The sequence below is a fragment of the Streptomyces dangxiongensis genome, assembly GCF_003675325.1.
In the GTDB taxonomy this organism is placed as follows: domain Bacteria; phylum Actinomycetota; class Actinomycetes; order Streptomycetales; family Streptomycetaceae; genus Streptomyces; species Streptomyces dangxiongensis.
Genome location: NZ_CP033073.1, coordinates 3439578 through 3459543, shown reverse-complemented (window position 1 = coordinate 3459543; position 19966 = coordinate 3439578). Strand labels below are relative to the sequence as shown.

Genomic DNA, 19966 nt, shown 5'->3' with positions numbered 1-19966 from the left:
GGTGCGAAACTGAACCGCATGAGCCAGAAAGTCGCAGTCCTCGGCACCGGCAAGATCGGCGAAGCCCTGCTCAGCGGAATGCTCCGGGCCGGCTGGGCCCCCGCCGACCTGCTGGTCACCGCCCGCCGCCCGGAACGCGCCGAAGAACTCCGCAGCCGCTACGGAGTCAACCCGGTCGGCAACACCGAGGCCGCCAAGACCGCCGACACCCTGATCCTCACGGTCAAGCCGCAGGACATGGGCGCCCTCCTGGACGAACTGGCCCCGCACATCCCCGCCGACCGCCTCGTCATCAGCGGAGCCGCCGGTATCCCCACCTCCTTCTTCGAGGAGCGCCTGGCCGCGGGCACCCCCGTCGTCCGGGTCATGACCAACACCCCCGCCCTCGTCGTCGACGAGGCCATGTCGGTCATCTCCGCCGGCAGCCACGCCACCGAACAGCACCTGGCGCACGCCGAGGAGATCTTCGGCGGTGTCGGCAAGACCCTCCGCGTCCCCGAGAGCCAGCAGGACGCCTGCACCGCCCTGTCCGGGTCCGGCCCGGCGTACTTCTTCTACCTCGTCGAGGCCATGACCGACGCCGGCATCCTGCTCGGCCTGCCCCGCGACAAGGCCCACGACCTCATCGTCCAGTCGGCGATCGGCGCTGCCGTGATGCTCCGCGACAGCGGCGAGCATCCCGTCAAGCTGCGCGAGAACGTCACCTCCCCCGCAGGCACGACGATCAACGCCATCCGCGAACTGGAGAACCACGGCGTACGGGCCGCCCTCATCGCCGCCCTGGAAGCCGCCCGCGACCGCAGTCGCGAACTCGCCTCCGGCAAGAAGGACTGACCACACGCGGGGCCGACCACAGGGCCGACCACACGCGGGGCAGGCCCACCGCCTGTGCGGGCGGCGGCCACGCGCCGCCCGCACGTCGCCGCCCGGTTACCGCGCGGCGTTCAGTGAGGGCTCCGCCACGGGCGGCAGCAGCCCGATCGCCCGGTAGGCCGTATCAACGGTCGGACGAGCCAACGCCCTGGCCTTCTCCGCACCATCTCGCAGCACCCCCTCCACATAGGCCGGATCGGCACACAGCTCCCGGTGCCGGGCCTGCACCGGCCGCAACACCTCCACCACCGCCTCCGCGGTGTCCTTCTTCAAAGAGCCGTACGAGTCATGAACGTCCGCCAGTGACTCAGGGTTCCCGCCCGTGCACGCTGCGAGAATCTCCAGCAGGTTCGCGACTCCCGGCCGCTCCACCGGGTCGTACCCGACCTCCTGGCCGCTGTCGGTCACCGCCCGCATGATCTTCTTGCGCACCGCGTCCGGCTCGTCCAGCAGATACACGACCCCCTGCCCCGAGTCCGACTTCCCCATCTTCGACGTCGGGTCCTGGAGGTTCATCACCCGGGCCGCCACACCCGGAAGCGTCGCCTCAGGCACCACGAACGTGTGCCCGTACCGCTGGTTGAACCGCACCGCGAGATCCCGCGCCAGCTCCACGTGCTGCACCTGGTCGTCCCCGACCGGCACCTCGTCCGTGCCGTAGGCCAGGATGTCCGCCGCCATCAGCACCGGATACGTCAGCAGCGACAGCCGTACGCTCCCGCCGCGCTCCCGCTGCCGCGCGGACTTCTCCTTGTACTGGATCATCCGCCGCATCTCGCCGTCGCTCGCCACGCACTCCAGCAGGTACGACAGCCTGGTGTGCTCGTCGACATGGCTCTGCACGTAGAGGGTGCACAGCTCGGGATCGAGCCCGGCCGCCAGCAGGAGCGTCGCGGCCTGCCGGCTGAGCCTGCGCACCCGCGCCGGATCGTGGTCCACGGTCAGCGCGTGCAGATCCACGATGCAGAACAGCGCGTCCGCCCGGTGCTGATCGACCTCGGCCCAGCGCCGCATGGCTCCCAGGTAGTTCCCCAGGGTCACGTGCCCGGTCGGCTGGATCCCGCTGAAGACCCGCTTCATCTCACTCCGCCTTCGGTCCGGGCCGCCGCTCCCGCGGCCGGCCCCCGGCAGATCCGGAGGGAGATACACGAACGGCCGCCGAAGCGGCGGCCGTTGAGTGCATACGTGCGTTCGGCCGCCGTCAGGCGGCCCACCAGAGCTGGGTACACGTACGCGTGGTCACGTCCTCCACCGTACGCCTCCGGGCGGGCCTGAGAGCCGGAGTTGACACCTCCCGCGTCCGTCCGTAAGGTACTCCGAGTTGTCCGACGTGAGCGCCGACCCCGGTCGGTCCCCGGACAGCCATTCCGTAAGCATCACCCAATCGATCGGCGCCTCGGCGACGACTGTATTGGCGTGCGTATTTGCGAAATGAGGAATCCGCGTTCGAAAGGACGCCGGGCCGCCGATTAGCTCGGGGGCCAGGAATCCGCTAAAGTCTCACTCGTCGGAACGGCCCAACAGCCGGGAAGGCAAGCCCCCTCTGACTGGGAGTCAGACGCCGAAAGGGTCTGGTAGAGTCGGAACCGCCGGAAAGGGAAACGCGGAAGCGGGAACCTGGAAAGCACCGAGGAAATCGGGTCGAGAAAAGATCTGATAGAGTCGGAAACGCAAGACCGAAGGGAAGCGCCCGGAGGAAAGCCCGAGAGGGTGAGTACAAAGGAAGCGACCGTTCCTTGAGAACTCAACAGCGTGCCAAAAGTCAACGCCAGATATGTTGATACCCCGTTCCTCTCGGTTACGAGGGGGCGAGGTTCCTTTGAAATAACACAGCGAGGACGCTGTGTGCGAGAGGATCATTCCTCCTCTCGCACCGCTCTCGTGGTGTCATCCCGATTACGGGAAAACATTCACGGAGAGTTTGATCCTGGCTCAGGACGAACGCTGGCGGCGTGCTTAACACATGCAAGTCGAACGATGAACCACTTCGGTGGGGATTAGTGGCGAACGGGTGAGTAACACGTGGGCAATCTGCCCTTCACTCTGGGACAAGCCCTGGAAACGGGGTCTAATACCGGATATGACCATCTTGGGCATCCTTGATGGTGTAAAGCTCCGGCGGTGAAGGATGAGCCCGCGGCCTATCAGCTTGTTGGTGAGGTAATGGCTCACCAAGGCGACGACGGGTAGCCGGCCTGAGAGGGCGACCGGCCACACTGGGACTGAGACACGGCCCAGACTCCTACGGGAGGCAGCAGTGGGGAATATTGCACAATGGGCGAAAGCCTGATGCAGCGACGCCGCGTGAGGGATGACGGCCTTCGGGTTGTAAACCTCTTTCAGCAGGGAAGAAGCGAAAGTGACGGTACCTGCAGAAGAAGCGCCGGCTAACTACGTGCCAGCAGCCGCGGTAATACGTAGGGCGCAAGCGTTGTCCGGAATTATTGGGCGTAAAGAGCTCGTAGGCGGCTTGTCACGTCGGGTGTGAAAGCCCGGGGCTTAACCCCGGGTCTGCATTCGATACGGGCTAGCTAGAGTGTGGTAGGGGAGATCGGAATTCCTGGTGTAGCGGTGAAATGCGCAGATATCAGGAGGAACACCGGTGGCGAAGGCGGATCTCTGGGCCATTACTGACGCTGAGGAGCGAAAGCGTGGGGAGCGAACAGGATTAGATACCCTGGTAGTCCACGCCGTAAACGGTGGGAACTAGGTGTTGGCGACATTCCACGTCGTCGGTGCCGCAGCTAACGCATTAAGTTCCCCGCCTGGGGAGTACGGCCGCAAGGCTAAAACTCAAAGGAATTGACGGGGGCCCGCACAAGCAGCGGAGCATGTGGCTTAATTCGACGCAACGCGAAGAACCTTACCAAGGCTTGACATACACCGGAAAGCATTAGAGATAGTGCCCCCCTTGTGGTCGGTGTACAGGTGGTGCATGGCTGTCGTCAGCTCGTGTCGTGAGATGTTGGGTTAAGTCCCGCAACGAGCGCAACCCTTGTCCTGTGTTGCCAGCATGCCCTTCGGGGTGATGGGGACTCACAGGAGACCGCCGGGGTCAACTCGGAGGAAGGTGGGGACGACGTCAAGTCATCATGCCCCTTATGTCTTGGGCTGCACACGTGCTACAATGGCCGGTACAATGAGCTGCGATACCGTGAGGTGGAGCGAATCTCAAAAAGCCGGTCTCAGTTCGGATTGGGGTCTGCAACTCGACCCCATGAAGTCGGAGTTGCTAGTAATCGCAGATCAGCATTGCTGCGGTGAATACGTTCCCGGGCCTTGTACACACCGCCCGTCACGTCACGAAAGTTGGTAACACCCGAAGCCGGTGGCCCAACCCCTTGTGGGAGGGAGCTGTCGAAGGTGGGACTAGCGATTGGGACGAAGTCGTAACAAGGTAGCCGTACCGGAAGGTGCGGCTGGATCACCTCCTTTCTAAGGAGCACTTCTCACCAGCTTCGGTTGGTCAGAGGCCAGTACATCGGCGAATGTCTGATGCTGGTTGCTCATGGGTGGAACGTTGACTATTCGGCACACTCGGCCTGCTTCAGGTCACTAGTACTGCTTCGGCGTGGAACGTGAGTTGGGTGGGGTGAGGGTGTCGGGCACGCTGTTGGGTGTCTGAGGGAATGGATTTTTCCTCAGTCGCCGGCCCCAGTGCACTCGGACTTCTGGTTCGGGTGATGGGTGGCTGGTCGTTGTTTGAGAACTGCACAGTGAACGCGAGCATCTGTGGCCAAGTTTTTAAGGGCGCACGGTGGATGCCTTGGCACCAGGAACCGATGAAGGACGTGGGAGGCCACGATAGTCCCCGGGGAGTCGTCAACCAGGCTTTGATCCGGGGGTTTCCGAATGGGGAAACCCGGCAGTCTTCATGGGCTGTCACCCTTGCCTGAACACATAGGGCAAGTGGAGGGAACGCGGGGAAGTGAAACATCTCAGTACCCGCAGGAAGAGAAAACAACCGTGATTCCGGGAGTAGTGGCGAGCGAAACCGGATGAGGCCAAACCGTATGCGTGTGAGACCCGGCAGGGGTTGCGTATACGGGGTTGCGGGATCTTTCTTTTACGGTCTGCCGGCCGTGAGACGAGTCAGAAACCGTTGATGTAGGCGAAGGGCATGCGAAAGGCCCGGCGTAGAGGGTAAGACCCCCGTAGTCGAAACGTCAACGGCTCGTTTGAAAGACACCCAAGTAGCACGGGGCCCGAGAAATCCCGTGTGAATCTGGCGGGACCACCCGCTAAGCCTAAATATTCCCTGGTGACCGATAGCGGATAGTACCGTGAGGGAATGGTGAAAAGTACCGCGGGAGCGGAGTGAAATAGTACCTGAAACCGTGTGCCTACAAGCCGTGGGAGCGTCGGAACGAGGCTTGCCTTGTTCTCGTGACTGCGTGCCTTTTGAAGAATGAGCCTGCGAGTTTGCGGTGTGTTGCGAGGTTAACCCGAGTGGGGAAGCCGTAGCGAAAGCGAGTCCGAATAGGGCGTTTCAGTAGCACGCTCAAGACCCGAAGCGGAGTGATCTAGCCATGGGCAGGTTGAAGCGGAGGTAAGACTTCGTGGAGGACCGAACCCACCAGGGTTGAAAACCTGGGGGATGACCTGTGGTTAGGGGTGAAAGGCCAATCAAACTCCGTGATAGCTGGTTCTCCCCGAAATGCATTTAGGTGCAGCGTCGTGTGTTTCTTGCCGGAGGTAGAGCACTGGATAGGCGATGGGCCCTACCGGGTTACTGACCTTAGCCAAACTCCGAATGCCGGTAAGTGAGAGCGCGGCAGTGAGACTGTGGGGGATAAGCTCCATGGTCGAGAGGGAAACAGCCCAGAGCATCGACTAAGGCCCCCAAGCGTACGCTAAGTGGGAAAGGATGTGGAGTCGCACAGACAACCAGGAGGTTGGCTTAGAAGCAGCCACCCTTGAAAGAGTGCGTATAGCTCACTGGTCTAGTGATTCCGCGCCGACAATGTAGCGGGGCTCAAGCGTACCGCCGAAGTCGTGTCATTCATACAATAGGGCCAACGCCTGTATGGATGGGTAGGGGAGCGTCGTGTGCCGGGTGAAGCAGCCGCGGAAGCGAGTTGTGGACGGTTCACGAGTGAGAATGCAGGCATGAGTAGCGATACAAACGTGAGAAACGTTTGCGCCGATTGACTAAGGGTTCCTGGGTCAAGCTGATCTGCCCAGGGTAAGTCGGGACCTAAGGCGAGGCCGACAGGCGTAGTCGATGGATAACCGGTTGATATTCCGGTACCCGCTGTGAAGCGTCAAACATCGAGCATCGTGATGCTAAGGCCGTGAAGCCGTTCCGGACCCTTCGGGGAAAGGAAAGTGGTGGAGCCGCCGGACCAAGCGGTTAGTAGGTGAGTGATGGGGTGACGCAGGAAGGTAGTCCATCCCGGGCGGTGGTTGTCCCGGGGTAAGGGTGTAGCCCGAGTGGTAGGTAAATCCGTCACTCATGCAGGGTGAGACCTGATGCCGAGCCGATTGTGGTGAAGTGGATGATCCTATGCTGTCGAGAAAAGCCTCTAGCGAGTTTCATGGCGGCCCGTACCCTAAACCGACTCAGGTGGTCAGGTAGAGAATACCGAGGCGTTCGGGTGAACTATGGTTAAGGAACTCGGCAAAATGCCCCCGTAACTTCGGGAGAAGGGGGGCCATGTCCGGTGATGAGCTTTACGCTCTGAGCTGGGGGTGGCCGCAGAGACCAGCGAGAAGCGACTGTTTACTAAAAACACAGGTCCGTGCGAAGCCGTAAGGCGATGTATACGGACTGACGCCTGCCCGGTGCTGGAACGTTAAGGGGACCGGTTAGCTCACTTTCGGGTGGGCGAAGCTGAGAACTTAAGCGCCAGTAAACGGCGGTGGTAACTATAACCATCCTAAGGTAGCGAAATTCCTTGTCGGGTAAGTTCCGACCTGCACGAATGGCGTAACGACTTCTCGACTGTCTCAACCATAGGCCCGGTGAAATTGCACTACGAGTAAAGATGCTCGTTTCGCGCAGCAGGACGGAAAGACCCCGGGACCTTTACTACAGTTTGATATTGGTGTTCGGTTCGGCTTGTGTAGGATAGCTGGGAGACTTTGAAGCAGCCACGCCAGTGGTTGTGGAGTCGTCGTTGAAATACCAGTCTGGTCGTGCTGGATGTCTAACCTGGGTCCGTGATCCGGATCAGGGACAGTGTCTGATGGGTAGTTTAACTGGGGCGGTTGCCTCCTAAAGAGTAACGGAGGCGCCCAAAGGTTCCCTCAGCCTGGTTGGCAATCAGGTGTTGAGTGTAAGTGCACAAGGGAGCTTGACTGTGAGACCGACGGGTCGAGCAGGGACGAAAGTCGGGACTAGTGATCCGGCGGTGGCTTGTGGAAGCGCCGTCGCTCAACGGATAAAAGGTACCCCGGGGATAACAGGCTGATCTTCCCCAAGAGCCATATCGACGGGATGGTTTGGCACCTCGATGTCGGCTCGTCGCATCTGGGGCTGGAGTCGGTCCCAAGGGTTGGGCTGTTCGCCCATTAAAGCGGTACGCGAGCTGGGTTTAGAACGTCGTGAGACAGTTCGGTCCCTATCCGCTGTGCGCGCAGGAGTCTTGAGAAGGGCTGTCCCTAGTACGAGGGACCGGGACGGACGAACCTCTGGTGTGCCAGTTGTCCTGCCAAGGGCATGGCTGGTTGGCTACGTTCGGGAGGGATAACCGCTGAAAGCATCTAAGCGGGAAGCCTGCTTCGAGATGAGGACTCCCACCCACTTGATGGGGTAAGGCTCCCAGTAGACGACTGGGTTGATAGGCCGGATCTGGAAGCACGGTAACGTGTGGAGGTGACCGGTACTAATAGGCCGAGGGCTTGTCCATTGATGCTCGCGTTCACTGTGTTGGTTCTGAAACCACGACCACGTCACCCCGTATGTGTGGGGTGTTTCGGTTGAAGTGTTTCATAGTGTTTCGGTGGTCATAGCGTGAGGGAAACGCCCGGTTACATATCGAACCCGGAAGCTAAGCCTTACAGCGCCGATGGTACTGCAGGGGGGACCCTGTGGGAGAGTAGGACGCCGCCGAACAATCTTTGGGAAAACCCCCGCATCTTCGATGCGGGGGTTTTCTGCGTTGTGGGTCCTTTAGTGTCGGTGGCATGCGCTACGAACTCGTCATCTTCGACAACGACGGTGTCCTCGTCGACAGCGAGCCGATATCCAACCGGCACCTGGCCGCCTATCTGACCGAGCTGGGCCATCCCACCTCGTACGAGGACTCCGTCCAGGACTACCTGGGTTCGGCGATGCACCGGATCCATGAGCTGGTCCTGGAGCGGACGGGACAGCGGCTGCCGGACGACTTCGACGACGTCTTCCACGCCCGCGTCTTCGCCGCGTTCGAGCGGGAGCTCCAGCCCGTGGCCGGGGTGGCCGGCGTGTTGGAGAAGCTGGCCGCGGACGGGGTGCCGTACTGCGTGGCCTCCTCCGGCAGCCATGCGCGGATCCGGGTGGGGCACCGGGCGACCGGGCTCGACCGGTGGTTCGAGGAGGACAGGATCTTCAGCTCGCAGGACGTGGGGCGCGGGAAGCCGGCGCCCGACCTCTTCCTGTACGCGGCCGAGCGGATGGGTGTGGCCCCCGGGCGGTGTGTGGTCGTGGAGGACTCCCCGCTGGGCGTCCAGGCGGCCGTGGCGGCCGGGATGGACGTGTACGGGTTCACCGCGATGACGCCGGCGGAGCGGCTCGTGGGCGCCCAGCGGCTCTTCACCGACATGGGTGAGCTGGTTGACCTGCTGATATGACCTCCGCCATCGACCTGCACCTGACATCTGTCATGCGGACCACCGGACGATCGTTTCTACTGCCGGACCCCTCACGGGGGCGAAGCTGAGGGCATGACGAAGAAGACGGGGACCCAGGCTCAGAACCCGAGCGCGCTGGACAACTTCAAGCCGCTGCTCATCGATGTGGCGGTGCCACTCGGCTCGTACTACGTTTTCAAGGACGCCTTCGGGATGAGCACGTTCGCGGCGCTGGCCTGGAGCAGTGTGGTGCCGGCGGTGCGGACCGGGTGGAGCCTGGCGAGGGACCGCAAGGTCAACGGCCTGGCGGGTCTCATCCTCGTCGTGAACGTCGTCTCGCTGCTGCTGAGCTTCGTCTCGGGTGATCCGCGGCTGATGCTGGCCAAGGACAGCGGGGTCAGCAGCACGGTCGCCATCGGCATCCTGGTCTCGGTCGTGCTCGGGAAGCCCATGATCACCGCCGGTATGAAGCCGTTCCTCGTCAAGGGCGACGCGGCCAAGGAGGCGGCCTGGGAGCGGCTGGCGTCCGGTGCGGCGGCCGGGTCCGCGGCCTTCCGCCGCAAGGAGAACGTGTTCTCGGGCATCTGGGGCGTGGTGCTGCTCGCCGAGTGCGTCGCACGGTTCGTGGGCGCCTACACCATCCCGGTGGACACCATGGTGTGGCTCGGCGGCGTCTTCATGATCGTCGCCATGGTGATCGGCTTCCTGGTCAGCGGTGGTCTGGCGGCGGAGCCGATGGAGCGGATGCTCGCCGCCGAGGTGGAGGCGGCACGCGCCGAGCGCGCCGCGATGGCCGTCGTCGCCTGACCTGACCACCGGCCGCCCGTCCGTCGGCTTCGCCCGTCCACCAGCCGGTGGACGGGCGAAGCTGAGGGAAACTCATCTTCGGCTGGATCTACCCACGGGTAGCCCGGGGCCCTACGCTCGCCGCCATGACTGAAGTGCTGCGGCGCGGCAGGGCCTCGCTGGCGTTCGGGTTCTTCGCCCAGGGCATCGCCTTCGCCCTGCTCGTGACGCGCATCCCGGCCGTCCAGGACCGGTACGGCGTCTCCGACGCGCTGCTGCCGGTGTTCCTGGCCGCCGTGCCGGTGCTCGCCGGGGCAGGCAGCGTGACGACCGAGCGGCTGGTGAAGCGGGTGCCGCCCAGCCGGCTGCTGCGCTGGTCCCAGCCGGTGGTGCTGTTGGGGCTGCTCGGCGTCGGGGCGGGCGGTGCGGGGCAGTTGGCCGCGCTGGCGGTGGCGCTGGGCGTCTTCGGCCTGGCGGTAGGGGTGCTGGACGCCTCCATGAACATGCTCGGAGTCAGCCTCCAGCGGTCGTACGGCCGCAGCATCATGCTCAGCTTCCACGCGGCGTACAGCCTGGGCGGGATCATCGGGGCGTCGCTGGCGTGGGCGGGGGCGCACTGGCATCTCGCCCTGTGGGTGTCGTACCTGCCGGTGGTGGCCGTTCTGCTGCCGGCGGTGCTGGTGGCCGGCCGCTGGTACGTCGACGCGGGCGAGGGTGGCGGACAGCCGAGCGGGAGCGGGACTCTCGTGTTCCGGCTGCTGCTGCCGCTGTGCCTGGTGATGACCTTCGCCTATATCGGTGACTCGACGGTCTCCAACTGGAGCGCGAAGTACCTGAAGGACGTGCTGGGCAGCTCCGAGCAGCTTGCCACGGTCCCGTACAACGTGTACATGGTGACGACGCTGCTGGGGCGGACCATCGGGGACCTCGGGGTACGGCGGTTCGGGGCCGTGGCGGTCGTACGGGTCGGGGCGGTGGTCGCGGCCGGCGGGTTCGCGGTGGTGGCCTCGGCGTCGGGGGCGTGGGCCGGGATGCTCGGGTTCACCCTGCTGGGGCTCGGTCTGTGTGTCCTCGTACCGCAGACGTTCGCGGCGGCCGGGCGGTTGTTCCCGGGGGCTTCGGACGCGGCGGTCGCGCGGCTGAACATCTTCAACTACGTGGGCTTCCTGGTGGGTTCGCCGCTGGTGGGTGCCCTCGGGGACGCGTGGAGCTACCGGGGAGCCATGCTCGTGCCGATGGTGTTGGTGCTGGTGACGCTCGGGTACGCCAGGTCGTTCGCGGCTCAACCGGACCGATACGGTGGCGGGCATGAGCGGCCGCGCACAGCTGATGTGGGACGAGGCAGTAACGGGCTATGACTTCGGCCCCGGCCATCCGATGGATCCGGTCCGGCTGGCGCTGACCCGGAAACTGGTCGGTGCCTTCGGGCTCGACCGGGAGCTGGAGATCGTCGCGGCGAAGCCGGCCGGCGAGTCGACGCTCCGCCTGGTCCACCGGGAGGACTACATCGACGCCGTGAAGGCCGTGTCCGCGGATCCGGCGGGGGCCGACGGGTCGTACGGGCTCGGTACTCCCGACGATCCCGCGTTCGCCGGGATGCACGAGGTGTCCGCGCTGATCGCCGGGCAGTCGGTCGGGGCGGCGGAGGCGGTGTGGCGGGGCGACGCCGACCATGCCGTGAACTTCGCGGGCGGGCTGCACCACGCGATGCCGGGCGGCGCGTCCGGGTTCTGCGTCTACAACGACGCGTCGCTGGCGATCGCGCGGCTGCTGGAACTGGGCGCCGAGCGGGTCGCCTACGTGGACGTCGACGTGCATCACGGGGACGGGGTGCAGGCCGCGTTCTGGGAGGACCCGCGGGTGCTGACCATCTCGCTGCACGAGCATCCCCGGACGCTGTTCCCGCAGACCGGGTGGCCGGAGGAGACCGGCGCGGGCGCGGGGGAGGGGGCCGCGGTGAACGTGGCCCTGCCGGCCGGGACCGGGGACGCGGGGTGGGTGCGCGCGTTCCACGCGGTGGTGCCGGAGCTGGTGGCCGGGTTCCGGCCGCAGGTGATCGTCTCCCAGCACGGGGCCGACACGCACTTCGAGGATCCGCTGGCACACCTCGCCGTCTCGCTGGACGCCCAGCGGGCCGTGCAGATGGCGTGTCACGAGCTGGCGCACGCGCACGCGGACGGCAAGTGGGTGGCGCTCGGCGGGGGCGGGTACGCGGTGGTGGAGGTCGTGCCGCGGTCGTGGACGCATCTGGTGGGGATCGCCGCCGGGAAGCCGGTGGATCCCGAGGCGATGATCCCCGAGGGATGGCGGCAGGACGTGTTCGCGCGGACGCGGCAGCCGGCACCGCGTCGCATGACGGACGGGCTGTGGCCGGTGGGGTACGGCGAGTGGGAGGCGGGCTACGACCCCGCCGACCGGGTCGACCAGGCGGTACTGGCGACCCGGCGATCCGTGTTCCCGCTGCGAGGCCTGCTGCCCTGACCGCTCCGCCTCGCCCACCTTGGCTCCGGGAGGGCACCGCAGGATCGCCTGGTCGCCGCTGAGGGGAGGGCATCGCAGGGTCGCCAGGTCGGCGTCCCGGCCGGAGATGGCGCCGCGGGGGTTCGTTCCGTCGGCGTCCACGGACAAGGCGCCGGAGTCGTCCAAGGGCTTGGGCCGGCCGGGCCGAGTTCGGTGGTTCCCGTCCCCGCCCCGCCCCGGATGCGTCACCATCGCACCCGTGTCGACCTCCGCCCGCCTCCGCGCGCATCTGCTCGCCGTCCGGCTGGCCGGGGTCGTGGCCACCTCGCGGGAGGACAGTCTGCGCAGTTACCGGCTGTTCGCCGCCGGGGACCCGAGGGTGCTGATCGGGCTCGTTCCCGAGGGGACCTGGGGGCAGCGGGACGTGCTCGCGCTGATGGCGCGGAAGTGCGGGGTGTGCGCCGACCCCCGGCACACGTCCGGGCCGGACGTGATCGACCCGGAGCGGACGCTCGCCGCGCTGGACGCCTTCGCGGACCGGATCGGGGAGGCGGCCGGGCGGGGCTCGCCCGTGCTGTTCGGCACCGGGCACCCGCAGCGGCTGCTCGGTTTCTACGCCGCCCTGGCGGACGCTCTCTCGGCGGCGGGGTGTGAGGTGCTCACCCCGGCGCAGGGTCGCTGTGTCGACATATTGACCCGGTTCGGTCTACGCACCCATCGCCTCGACTACGTACGAGGGGTTGCCCTGGTGCGGGAACCGGCGGGCGAGCGCCCCGGTGGTGAGCCGGGCGCCCACAGCCATTCCCCGCTCCCGGTTAGGGTCGCGCTGGAGGCCGCCGCGGAGGCCGGCGGGCCACTGCCCGAGCTGGTCGTCGGGGACCACGGATGGGTCTGCGGTGCTGGTCAGTTGGGGTTCGAGGCCATTGGGCTGGCCGACACCGACGATCCCGCGCTGTTCGTGGGGGAGGCGGAGGGACGGGTGTCCGTCGCCGTTCCGGTTGATGACGCCGTACGGTCTGCTCACTACCGGCCGCTGGCCCGCTACGTACTCAATCGAGCATGTCTGTCACAGTAGCCGCCGATGGGTGCACCTCTTCCCCACTCGCATCACCCGCCCCTAGTCTGGGGAGTGAGCACGCAGCGACGAAGAGTCACCGGAAGGGGAAGCCGGTGGCCGTCGAGTGCGGAAGGTGCAGGTGTGTGTCATGGCCGCAGCCGGCGAGAGGCCTCTGAACGAGGTCCAGTTCCTTACCGTGGCGGAGGTCGCCTCGGTGATGCGAGTGTCGAAGATGACCGTGTACCGTCTGGTGCACAGTGGTCATCTGCCCGCGATCCGGGTGGGGCGGTCCTTCCGCGTCCCGGAACAAGCGGTACACGAGTACCTCCGCGACAGCTACGTGGGGGTGGAGACGGCCTGACGGCGACGCCCGGGTGAGACGCCCGGGAACCCTCGATTACGACCTTGGCGCTCGGTTGGGTAGGCTGGCCCCTCGTAGGTCGTGTGGGCCCATGGCGCCCAAACAACCGAGTCATGAGAAGTGAGCGAGGGTAGTCGTGGGCTCTGTTATCAAGAAGCGGCGTAAGCGGATGGCCAAGAAGAAGCACCGCAAGCTGCTGAAGCGCACGCGCGTGCAGCGTCGTAACAAGAAGTAGGCGACGCGCGAGAGCGTGACTCTGTGGCCCCCCATCAGTACTGGTGGGGGGCCACAGGCGTCTGCGGACGGGGGAAAATCCGCCACCTCACGCATCGGGGGTCGTCACAGCGCGCCGATGACCCGCTAGGTTGGCCGGAGGGGAACGCGGGATACCGGTACGCGGAAGGAAGGCGCTGATCTTGGGGAAGGTCGTGCTCGTCACCGGAGTCGCCCGGCAACTGGGCGGCCGGTTCGTGCGGCGCGTCCAGCGGGACCCGGAGGTCGACCGGGTGATCGCCGTGGACGCGGTGCCGCCGGCGCACCATCTGGGCGGAGCCGACTTCATCCAGGCCGACATCCGGCACCCGACGATCGCCCGCGTGCTCGCCGAGACGGGCGCCGACACGGTCGTCCACATGGACGTGACCGGTACGGCCCTGGGCGGCGGCAACCGGGCCACGGTCAAGGAGACCAACGTCATCGGCACCATGCAGTTGCTCGGCGCCTGCCAGAAGTCGCCGACCGTGCGGCGGCTGGTGGTGAAGTCCAGTACGAACGTGTACGGGTCCGCGCCGCGCGACCCGGCCGTGTTCACCGAGACGACCCCGCCCAAGTCGCTGCCCAGCGGCGGCTTCGCCAAGGACGCCGTCGAGGTCGAGGGGTATGTGCGCGGGTTCGCCCGGCGGCGGCCGGACGTCGCCGTGTGCGTGCTGCGGTTCGCCAACATCCTCGGGCCGGCCGCGGACACCCCGCTCGCCTCGTACTTCGCGCTGCCCGTCCTGCCGACCGTGTTCGGCTACGACCCGCGGCTCCAGTTCGTGCACGAGGACGACGTCATCGAGGTGCTGCGGATCGCCTCCCACGAGCCGCGCCGGGGCACCCTCAACAGCGGCACCTTCAACATCGCCGGGGACGGGGTGCTGCTGCTCTCGCAGTGTTCGCGGCGGCTCGGGCGGCCCACCGTGCCGCTGCTGCTGCCCGCGGTCACCTGGGCCGGCTCCCTCGTCCGTACGCTGGGTATGACGGACTTCTCGCCGGAGCAGATCCGGCTGCTCACCCACGGGCGGGTCGTCGACACCGCCCAGATGCGCGAGACGCTGGGCTACACGCCCCGGTACACGACGGCGGAGACGTTCACGGACTTCGCGCGCGGCCGGGGCCCCGGGCTGCTGCCGCCGGAGGCCCTCGCGGGCACCGTCGACCGGATCGCCGCGCTGACCGCGAGGGCGGGCGGCCACCCCCAGACGCACAGCGCCAACTGAGGAGCGCAGCAACGATGGCGGACGCCAAGGTCATTCCGTTCGACGACGACCGGTCCCGCGGGAGCGCCGCGCAGCGCCCGGCGCGGCGCCGCAGCGGGGCCGGCCGGCGCGGCACGCTCGGCGAGGCGGGCGAGATGGGTGAGGTCCAGTCGCTGCCGGGGCGGACACGGACGCGGGGCGACGGGCCTGTGAGCCCCGCGGAGGAGCCGCCCGAGCCGTCGGTGGCCGGCGGCCCCGATGGCGGGCTGGAGCGGCGTGTGGCGGCCGGACTGGCCTTCCTGCGGCGCCGGCTGACCGGGGACTACGAGGTCGACGACTTCGGTTACGACGAGGAGCTGACCGACCAGGTCCTGATGTCGCTGCTGCGGCCGGTGTACGACAAGTACTTCCGGGTCGAGGTGAAGGGCATCGAGAACATCCCGGCCGAGGGCGGGGCGCTGATCGTCGCCAACCACTCCGGGACGCTGCCGCTCGACGGGCTGATGATGCAGGTCGCCGTGCACGACCACCACCCGGCCGACCGTCATCTGCGGCTCCTCGCCGCCGACCTGGTCTTCGTGCTGCCGGTGGTCAACGAGCTGGCCCGCAAGCTGGGGCACACGCTCGCCTGCGCGGAGGACGCGGAGCGCCTGCTGGCACAGGGCGAGCTGGTCGGGGTGATGCCGGAGGGCTTCAAGGGCATCGGCAAGCCGTTCAGCGAGCGGTACAAGCTCCAGCGGTTCGGCCGTGGTGGCTTCGTCTCCACCGCTCTGCGCCGGGGCGCGCCGATCATTCCCTGCTCGATCGTCGGGGCCGAGGAGATCTACCCGATGATCGGCAACGCCAGGACAATGGCCCGGCTGCTGGGCTTCCCGTACTTCCCGCTGACGCCGACGTTCCCCTGGCTTGGCCCGCTGGGCGCGGTGCCGCTCCCCACCAAGTGGACGATCCAGTTCGGCGAGCCGATCCCGACGGACGGCTATCCGCCGGAGGCCGCCGAGGACCCGATGCTGATGTTCAACCTGACCGACCAGGTCCGCGAACAGATCCAGCACACGCTGTACAAGCTGCTGGTGCAGAGACGGTCGGTCTTCTTCTGATGTGTGGGGGGCCGCGGGGGCGGGGGCGTCCCGCTCGGGAGGGGCGTCTTCGCCCCCGCGGCCGGGGGAGTGGCTAGTCGGCGTCGTCACCGTCGATGCCCAGGTCGGGCAGGAGGCCCGGCAGGAGCGGGGGGATGGTGACGTCGGGGGCGCTGGTCGGTGGGGTCGGGCTGGGCGGGGTGGTGCCGCCGGTCCCGGTCCGCGGCGGGTCGAGCAATCCGCCCGTGCCGCCGCCGATGAGGCCGTCGCCGCTGCTGCTGGCGGAGCCGCTCGGGGTGCCGGTGCGGGCGTGCTTGCCGGTGGACGGGGTGGTGCCGCTGGAGCTGGGCGCCGTCGACCGGTGGCTGCCGGAGGAGCCGGTGGCTGCCGGGCCGGAGCCGTCCCGCCGCTTGCCGGCGCCGGGCTCGGCGGACGGTTGCGGGAGGAGCGACTGGAGCGGGGCGACTTCCTGGTCTATGGCATCGAAGACCGACGAGACCTCCTGTTTGACGTCGCCGAGCTGCACGGGCAGCTTGTCGCTGAGCGCGGTCCAGGCCTCGCGGTGGGACCGGGAGAACGTGGACAGTGCCTGGATGGGGCCCAGGGACCCGGGATCGGCCTCGTACGCCGCGTGGAGCAGACGGTGCCCCTCGGTGACGTCGTGCTGCATCCCGGACAGGGTGCGGCGGATCTCGCCGATGGACTCGTGGTCGAGATGGCCGCCCCGCCCGCGCTCCAGCAGCCGTCTGGCTTCGCTGAGCCGCGTGGAGGCCTGGTCGAGGTAGATCTGGCCGCGCTGGTCGTTGCCGTCGGTCAGATAGTTGAGCTTGAAGTCCTCGATGCCGCGTTTCAGGCCGTACAGCGAGTCGCCGGGCAGGGCGTCGGAGCTGGCGGCGGCGACGCCGCCGAAGGCTCCGGCGGCCACGCCGACGCTCAGTCCGCCCGCCGCGAGGCCCTTGGTCAGTCTCGTACGCGGTCGGAGCTTGCCCAGTGGGCTCGCCCGGTGCGCGCCCTTGGCCCGGTGGGAGTGCTGTTCCGGTACCGACGCAGCCGCCGCCCCGGTTCCTTCTTGGAGCATGGCCTCCATCGCGGCCACCAGCCGGGCCCGTTGGACGACCTTGACCTCGGGGTCGAGCTGTGGCTTGGGCAGCGCGCCGAGACCCGCCGCCAGGGCCAGCAGCCGGCCCTGGTCGGTCTGTTCCTCGGTGGCCGGCGGTGACTCCGCCGGTGCTACGGACTGCTCGGCCGCCGGGTCCCGGTCGGACTGCTCCTCCAGGGCCTGGGCGAAGGCGTTCGTCCGCCGGTGCGCCGATACGTTCGCGATCACTGGCGGCACCTCCTCTCGTCATGACGGTCGACTCCCCAGGGGGTCCTGAGGGTGCACGTCCGCGACCACTCTCACGCGATCGAGCGATCAGGTGGACCAGGACGTGACCACAGGGAGCCTGTATCCCGCACAACGACTGGCGCGGCACTTGGGTTACGGACGGCGGATGATCGGATCAGAAAGGCAACGCTCCTTCACGGAAGGTGAGTTGAGCGTCGCCCGGCGTGGCACGGCTCAGCGGGCGTCGTCCGGCAGCAGCCGGGCGAGGGTGCGGACGGCGCGGTACTGGAGGGTCTTGATGGCGCCCTCGTTCTTGCCCATGACCCGGGCGGTCTCGGCGACCGAGAGGCCCTGGAGGAAACGGAGCGTGACGCACTCCTGCTGCTGGGGGTTGAGCCGTCGTACGGCGTCGAGCAGGGCGGCGTTGGACAGGGACTCCAGGACGGAGTCCTCCGGGGAGCGCTCGACCTCGTTGGCGTCGAGCATCTCGCCGGTGGTGATCTCCAGCCGGAAGCGGCTGGACTTGAAGTGGTCGGCGACGAGGTTCCGCGCGATCGTGACCAGCCAGGCGCCGAAGTCGCGCCCCTGCCAGGTGAACGTGCCGATCCTGCGCAGCGCCCGCAGAAAGGTCTCACTGGTGAGGTCCTCCGCGGTCGCCCGGCTGCCGACGCGGTAGTAGATGTACCGGTAGACGGTGTCGCTGTACTGGTCGTAGAGCCGCCCGAAGGCCTCGGCCTCCCCGGCCTGGGCACGTTCGACCAGGTCCATCATCCGGGCGCTGTCGCTGTCGGCGGCAGGGCGGCGGGCGGTGGCCGCGCCGGTGGCACGCCCTCGTCTGCCGACGGCGGCGCCGCCGTCGGCCAGTGCGTAGCACGGGCCCAGGGGCGCGGCGGCGGCGAAGGCGGGGACGGCGTACGCGGTGGGGACATGGCCGCGCAGCGTTTCTTTGACCGTCGCGATCGTTGCGCGCAGCGTAGCCAGGCCCGAGGCGTCAACCCCGACGTGTGGGTACACGGGACTCCCAGAGGCAGAGCTTCCATCACGTGCAGTGCGGGACCGTTCACCCGTCGTGGCGACGGAAGGGGTACCGGTTTGCGTCTGAGGAGAATAACGCTTCGTACAGGCCCTGCTACACCGAGTTGCTCAAACTATCGATTGCGACGCTTCCGTAACCGATTGAGGCCCTATCGGATGCCACAGAGTGATCGGTTCGTGAACGGTTCGGGGCTGGTTCCGGTGAAGTACCGGACGACTTGAAGTGGCCGCGGCATGATCCGGGGCGCGCGGGACCGACGCCCGGGGGCCTTGGAGGGGGCGGGAAACGGGTGACCGGCCTGGTGGGGGCCGCGGCCGGGGCGGGCCGCGGTGCCGTTGCGGTGCCGCGCGCCCCGCCGGGGCGTGATTATCGGCGCCGTCGGCTCAGAGCGATCGCGGCCGCGGTGCCGCCGGCGACCGCGCCGACCCCGGCCGCCGCCGGGATGCCGACCTTGGCCGCCTTGCGGCCCGTGCGGTAGTCGCGCAGGCGCCAGTCCTGCTCGCGGGCGTGCCTGCGGAGCTTGGCGTCCGGGTTGATGGCGTAGGGGTGACCCACCAGGGACAGCATGGGGATGTCGTTGTGGCTGTCGCTGTAGGCGGCGCAGCGGGTGAGGTCCAGTCGCTCCGCCGAGGCCAGGGCGCGCACCGCCTCCGCCTTGGCCGGGCCGTGCAGCGGCTCGCCGACCAGCCTGCCGGTGTAGACGCCGTCGACCGACTCCGCGACCGTGCCGAGCGCGCCGGTCAGGCCCAGGCGGCGGGCGATGACCTGGGCGATCTCGACGGGGGCCGCCGTGACCAGCCACACCTTCTGGCCGGCGTCCAGGTGGGCCTGGGCGAGGGCGCGGGTGCCGGGCCAGATGCGGTCGGCCATGTACTCGTCGTAGATCTCCTCGCCGATCGTCTCCAGCTCGGCGACCCGGTGGCCCTTGACGATGGACAGGGCCGAGTCGCGGGCCTCCTGCATGTGCTCGGGGTCCTCGACGCCGGCCAGCCGGAACCACGCCTGCTGCCAGGCGAACCTGGCCAGGTCGCGGGTCTCGAAGAACTTCCGCTTGTACAGCCCCCGGCCGAAGTGGAACAGGGCGGCGCCCTGCATCACCGTGTTGTCGAGGTCGAAGAAGGCGGCGGCCTTGTCGTCGCCGATGACCGGGAACACCGGTTCCTCCGGCGCGGCCCGCGGGATTCCCTGGGCTTCCTGCGTGGACTTGCGGGCAGCCTCCGCCGAGGCCTCGCCTGCCAACACGCTCCGCGCCGTGGCGGAGCGCCTACGGGAAGTGAGCCATCCGAGAGCGGCCATGACGTGAGCATAGCCAGTCCGTTCGGCGGTTCCGGAGCGGAGCGGGTGGGGGCGGGTGAACTCTGCGCGTCCGGGTCGTGCGACGAAGCGATCCGGAACGGGCGCGGAGCGCGCGAGAATGGTCGGCATGAGTGCGTTCTTCCGGCGTAATACAGAACCCCGTGAGCGGCGGGTGACCCTCGTCCGCAAGCCCGGCTGTCATCTGTGCGACGACGCGCAGCTCGTGGTGGAGAAGGTGTGCGGCGAGCTGGGCGTGGTGTGGGAGCCCAGGGACATCACCGAGGACCCGGACCTGCACGACCGGTACTGGGAGCAGATCCCGGTCGTCCTGATCGACGGTGAACAGCACACCTTCTGGCGCGTGAACGAGGAGCGGCTGCGCCGGGCACTGACCGGTTAGTACAAACTGGCCGGAAAGTTCGCTTAGGATCGACGGCGGTCTGGTCTCGGGGGCGGGATTC

Annotated in this window: 15 protein-coding genes and 3 rRNA genes; 14 read left to right on the top strand and 4 right to left on the bottom strand. The window is 67.3% G+C overall.

Annotation, left to right across the window (positions count from 1 at the left end):
• Positions 1 to 18: 18 nt before the first annotated feature.
• Entirely contained in the window at positions 19 to 834 is an 816-nt protein-coding gene (gene proC / locus D9753_RS15350; protein ID WP_121787523.1) for a pyrroline-5-carboxylate reductase, read from the top strand.
• A 96-nt stretch (positions 835 to 930) separates the two neighbouring features.
• Here the strand turns inward: proC and trpS are convergent, their stop codons facing one another.
• Positions 931 to 1953: a tryptophan--tRNA ligase gene (gene trpS / locus D9753_RS15345; RefSeq protein WP_121787522.1), complete on the bottom strand. Its 1023-nt coding sequence runs from the start codon at positions 1951 to 1953 to the stop codon at positions 931 to 933.
• 829 nt (positions 1954 to 2782) lie between these two features.
• On the opposite strand from trpS, the gene D9753_RS15335 reads away from it, so the two are divergent.
• The 12 genes from D9753_RS15335 (at position 2783) to D9753_RS15280 (ending at position 15867) form a co-directional block, all read left to right on the top strand.
• Positions 2783 to 4308, top strand: a 16S ribosomal RNA gene (locus tag D9753_RS15335).
• 299 nt (positions 4309 to 4607) lie between these two features.
• Positions 4608 to 7724 (top strand): 23S ribosomal RNA (locus D9753_RS15330).
• A gap of 89 nt (positions 7725 to 7813) precedes the next feature.
• Positions 7814 to 7930: ribosomal RNA gene (gene rrf / locus D9753_RS15325) — 5S ribosomal RNA — on the top strand.
• The 16S, 23S and 5S rRNA genes sit together here, the layout of an rRNA operon.
• Positions 7931 to 8001: 71 nt before the next feature.
• Positions 8002 to 8646, top strand: coding sequence for an HAD family hydrolase (locus tag D9753_RS15320; protein WP_121787521.1), 645 nt, complete (start codon positions 8002 to 8004; stop codon positions 8644 to 8646).
• 93 nt (positions 8647 to 8739) lie between these two features.
• Complete coding sequence (locus tag D9753_RS15315) at positions 8740 to 9453, top strand: VC0807 family protein (RefSeq protein WP_121787520.1); 714 nt, start codon at positions 8740 to 8742, stop codon at positions 9451 to 9453.
• A 125-nt stretch (positions 9454 to 9578) separates the two neighbouring features.
• Positions 9579 to 10790, top strand: a complete 1212-nt coding sequence (locus tag D9753_RS15310) for an MFS transporter (protein ID WP_121787519.1) — start codon at positions 9579 to 9581, stop codon at positions 10788 to 10790.
• A complete protein-coding gene (locus tag D9753_RS15305; RefSeq protein ID WP_121791082.1) occupies positions 10741 to 11913 on the top strand; it encodes an acetoin utilization protein AcuC in 1173 nt (390 codons plus the stop codon). Before D9753_RS15310 ends, D9753_RS15305 begins: the two co-directional genes overlap by 50 nt.
• A 229-nt stretch (positions 11914 to 12142) precedes the next feature.
• Complete coding sequence (locus D9753_RS15300) at positions 12143 to 12967, top strand: phosphatase (protein WP_394346808.1); 825 nt, start codon at positions 12143 to 12145, stop codon at positions 12965 to 12967.
• 130 nt (positions 12968 to 13097) lie between these two features.
• A complete protein-coding gene (locus D9753_RS15295; protein WP_121791081.1) occupies positions 13098 to 13310 on the top strand; it encodes a helix-turn-helix domain-containing protein in 213 nt (70 codons plus the stop codon).
• 136 nt (positions 13311 to 13446) lie between these two features.
• Positions 13447 to 13545 carry a 30S ribosomal protein bS22 gene (locus D9753_RS15290; RefSeq protein ID WP_003948845.1) on the top strand — a complete coding sequence of 33 codons (99 nt, stop codon included), beginning with the start codon at positions 13447 to 13449 and terminating at the stop codon, positions 13543 to 13545.
• A gap of 181 nt (positions 13546 to 13726) precedes the next feature.
• Positions 13727 to 14788: an NAD-dependent epimerase/dehydratase family protein gene (locus D9753_RS15285; protein ID WP_121787517.1), complete on the top strand. Its 1062-nt coding sequence runs from the start codon at positions 13727 to 13729 to the stop codon at positions 14786 to 14788.
• 14 nt (positions 14789 to 14802) lie between these two features.
• The gene (locus D9753_RS15280) at positions 14803 to 15867 is read left to right on the top strand and encodes a lysophospholipid acyltransferase family protein (RefSeq protein WP_121787516.1); all 1065 of its coding nucleotides are present in this window, start codon (positions 14803 to 14805) and stop codon (positions 15865 to 15867) included.
• Positions 15868 to 15940: 73 nt separating this feature from the next.
• On the opposite strand, the gene D9753_RS15275 is transcribed toward D9753_RS15280, so the two are convergent.
• The 3 genes from D9753_RS15275 to D9753_RS15265 all read right to left on the bottom strand — a co-directional run bounded on the left by D9753_RS15275 (position 15941) and on the right by D9753_RS15265 (position 19505).
• Positions 15941 to 17173: a DUF5667 domain-containing protein gene (locus D9753_RS15275; protein ID WP_121787515.1), complete on the bottom strand. Its 1233-nt coding sequence runs from the start codon at positions 17171 to 17173 to the stop codon at positions 15941 to 15943.
• A 234-nt stretch (positions 17174 to 17407) separates the two neighbouring features.
• Entirely contained in the window at positions 17408 to 18187 is a 780-nt protein-coding gene (locus D9753_RS15270) for an ECF subfamily RNA polymerase sigma factor, BldN family (RefSeq protein WP_121787514.1), read from the bottom strand.
• 388 nt (positions 18188 to 18575) lie between these two features.
• Positions 18576 to 19505, bottom strand: a complete 930-nt coding sequence (locus D9753_RS15265; RefSeq protein WP_121787513.1) for an HAD family hydrolase — start codon at positions 19503 to 19505, stop codon at positions 18576 to 18578.
• Positions 19506 to 19632: 127 nt separating this feature from the next.
• Between D9753_RS15265 and D9753_RS15260 the strand changes: the two genes are divergently transcribed.
• Positions 19633 to 19905, top strand: coding sequence for a glutaredoxin family protein (locus tag D9753_RS15260; protein WP_163010706.1), 273 nt, complete (start codon positions 19633 to 19635; stop codon positions 19903 to 19905).
• The last annotated feature ends 61 nt before the right edge of the window (positions 19906 to 19966 follow it).

Coding starts and splice junctions, on each gene's coding strand:
- proC (WP_121787523.1), top strand. CDS start 19: ATGAGCCAGAAAGTCGCAGTCCTCGGCACCGGCAAGATCGGCGAAGCC.
- trpS (WP_121787522.1), bottom strand. CDS start 1,953: ATGAAGCGGGTCTTCAGCGGGATCCAGCCGACCGGGCACGTGACCCTG.
- D9753_RS15320 (WP_121787521.1), top strand. CDS start 8,002: ATGCGCTACGAACTCGTCATCTTCGACAACGACGGTGTCCTCGTCGAC.
- D9753_RS15315 (WP_121787520.1), top strand. CDS start 8,740: ATGACGAAGAAGACGGGGACCCAGGCTCAGAACCCGAGCGCGCTGGAC.
- D9753_RS15310 (WP_121787519.1), top strand. CDS start 9,579: ATGACTGAAGTGCTGCGGCGCGGCAGGGCCTCGCTGGCGTTCGGGTTC.
- D9753_RS15305 (WP_121791082.1), top strand. CDS start 10,741: ATGAGCGGCCGCGCACAGCTGATGTGGGACGAGGCAGTAACGGGCTAT.
- D9753_RS15295 (WP_121791081.1), top strand. CDS start 13,098: ATGGCCGCAGCCGGCGAGAGGCCTCTGAACGAGGTCCAGTTCCTTACC.
- D9753_RS15280 (WP_121787516.1), top strand. CDS start 14,803: ATGGCGGACGCCAAGGTCATTCCGTTCGACGACGACCGGTCCCGCGGG.
- D9753_RS15265 (WP_121787513.1), bottom strand. CDS start 19,505: ATGGCCGCTCTCGGATGGCTCACTTCCCGTAGGCGCTCCGCCACGGCG.
- D9753_RS15260 (WP_163010706.1), top strand. CDS start 19,633: ATGAGTGCGTTCTTCCGGCGTAATACAGAACCCCGTGAGCGGCGGGTG.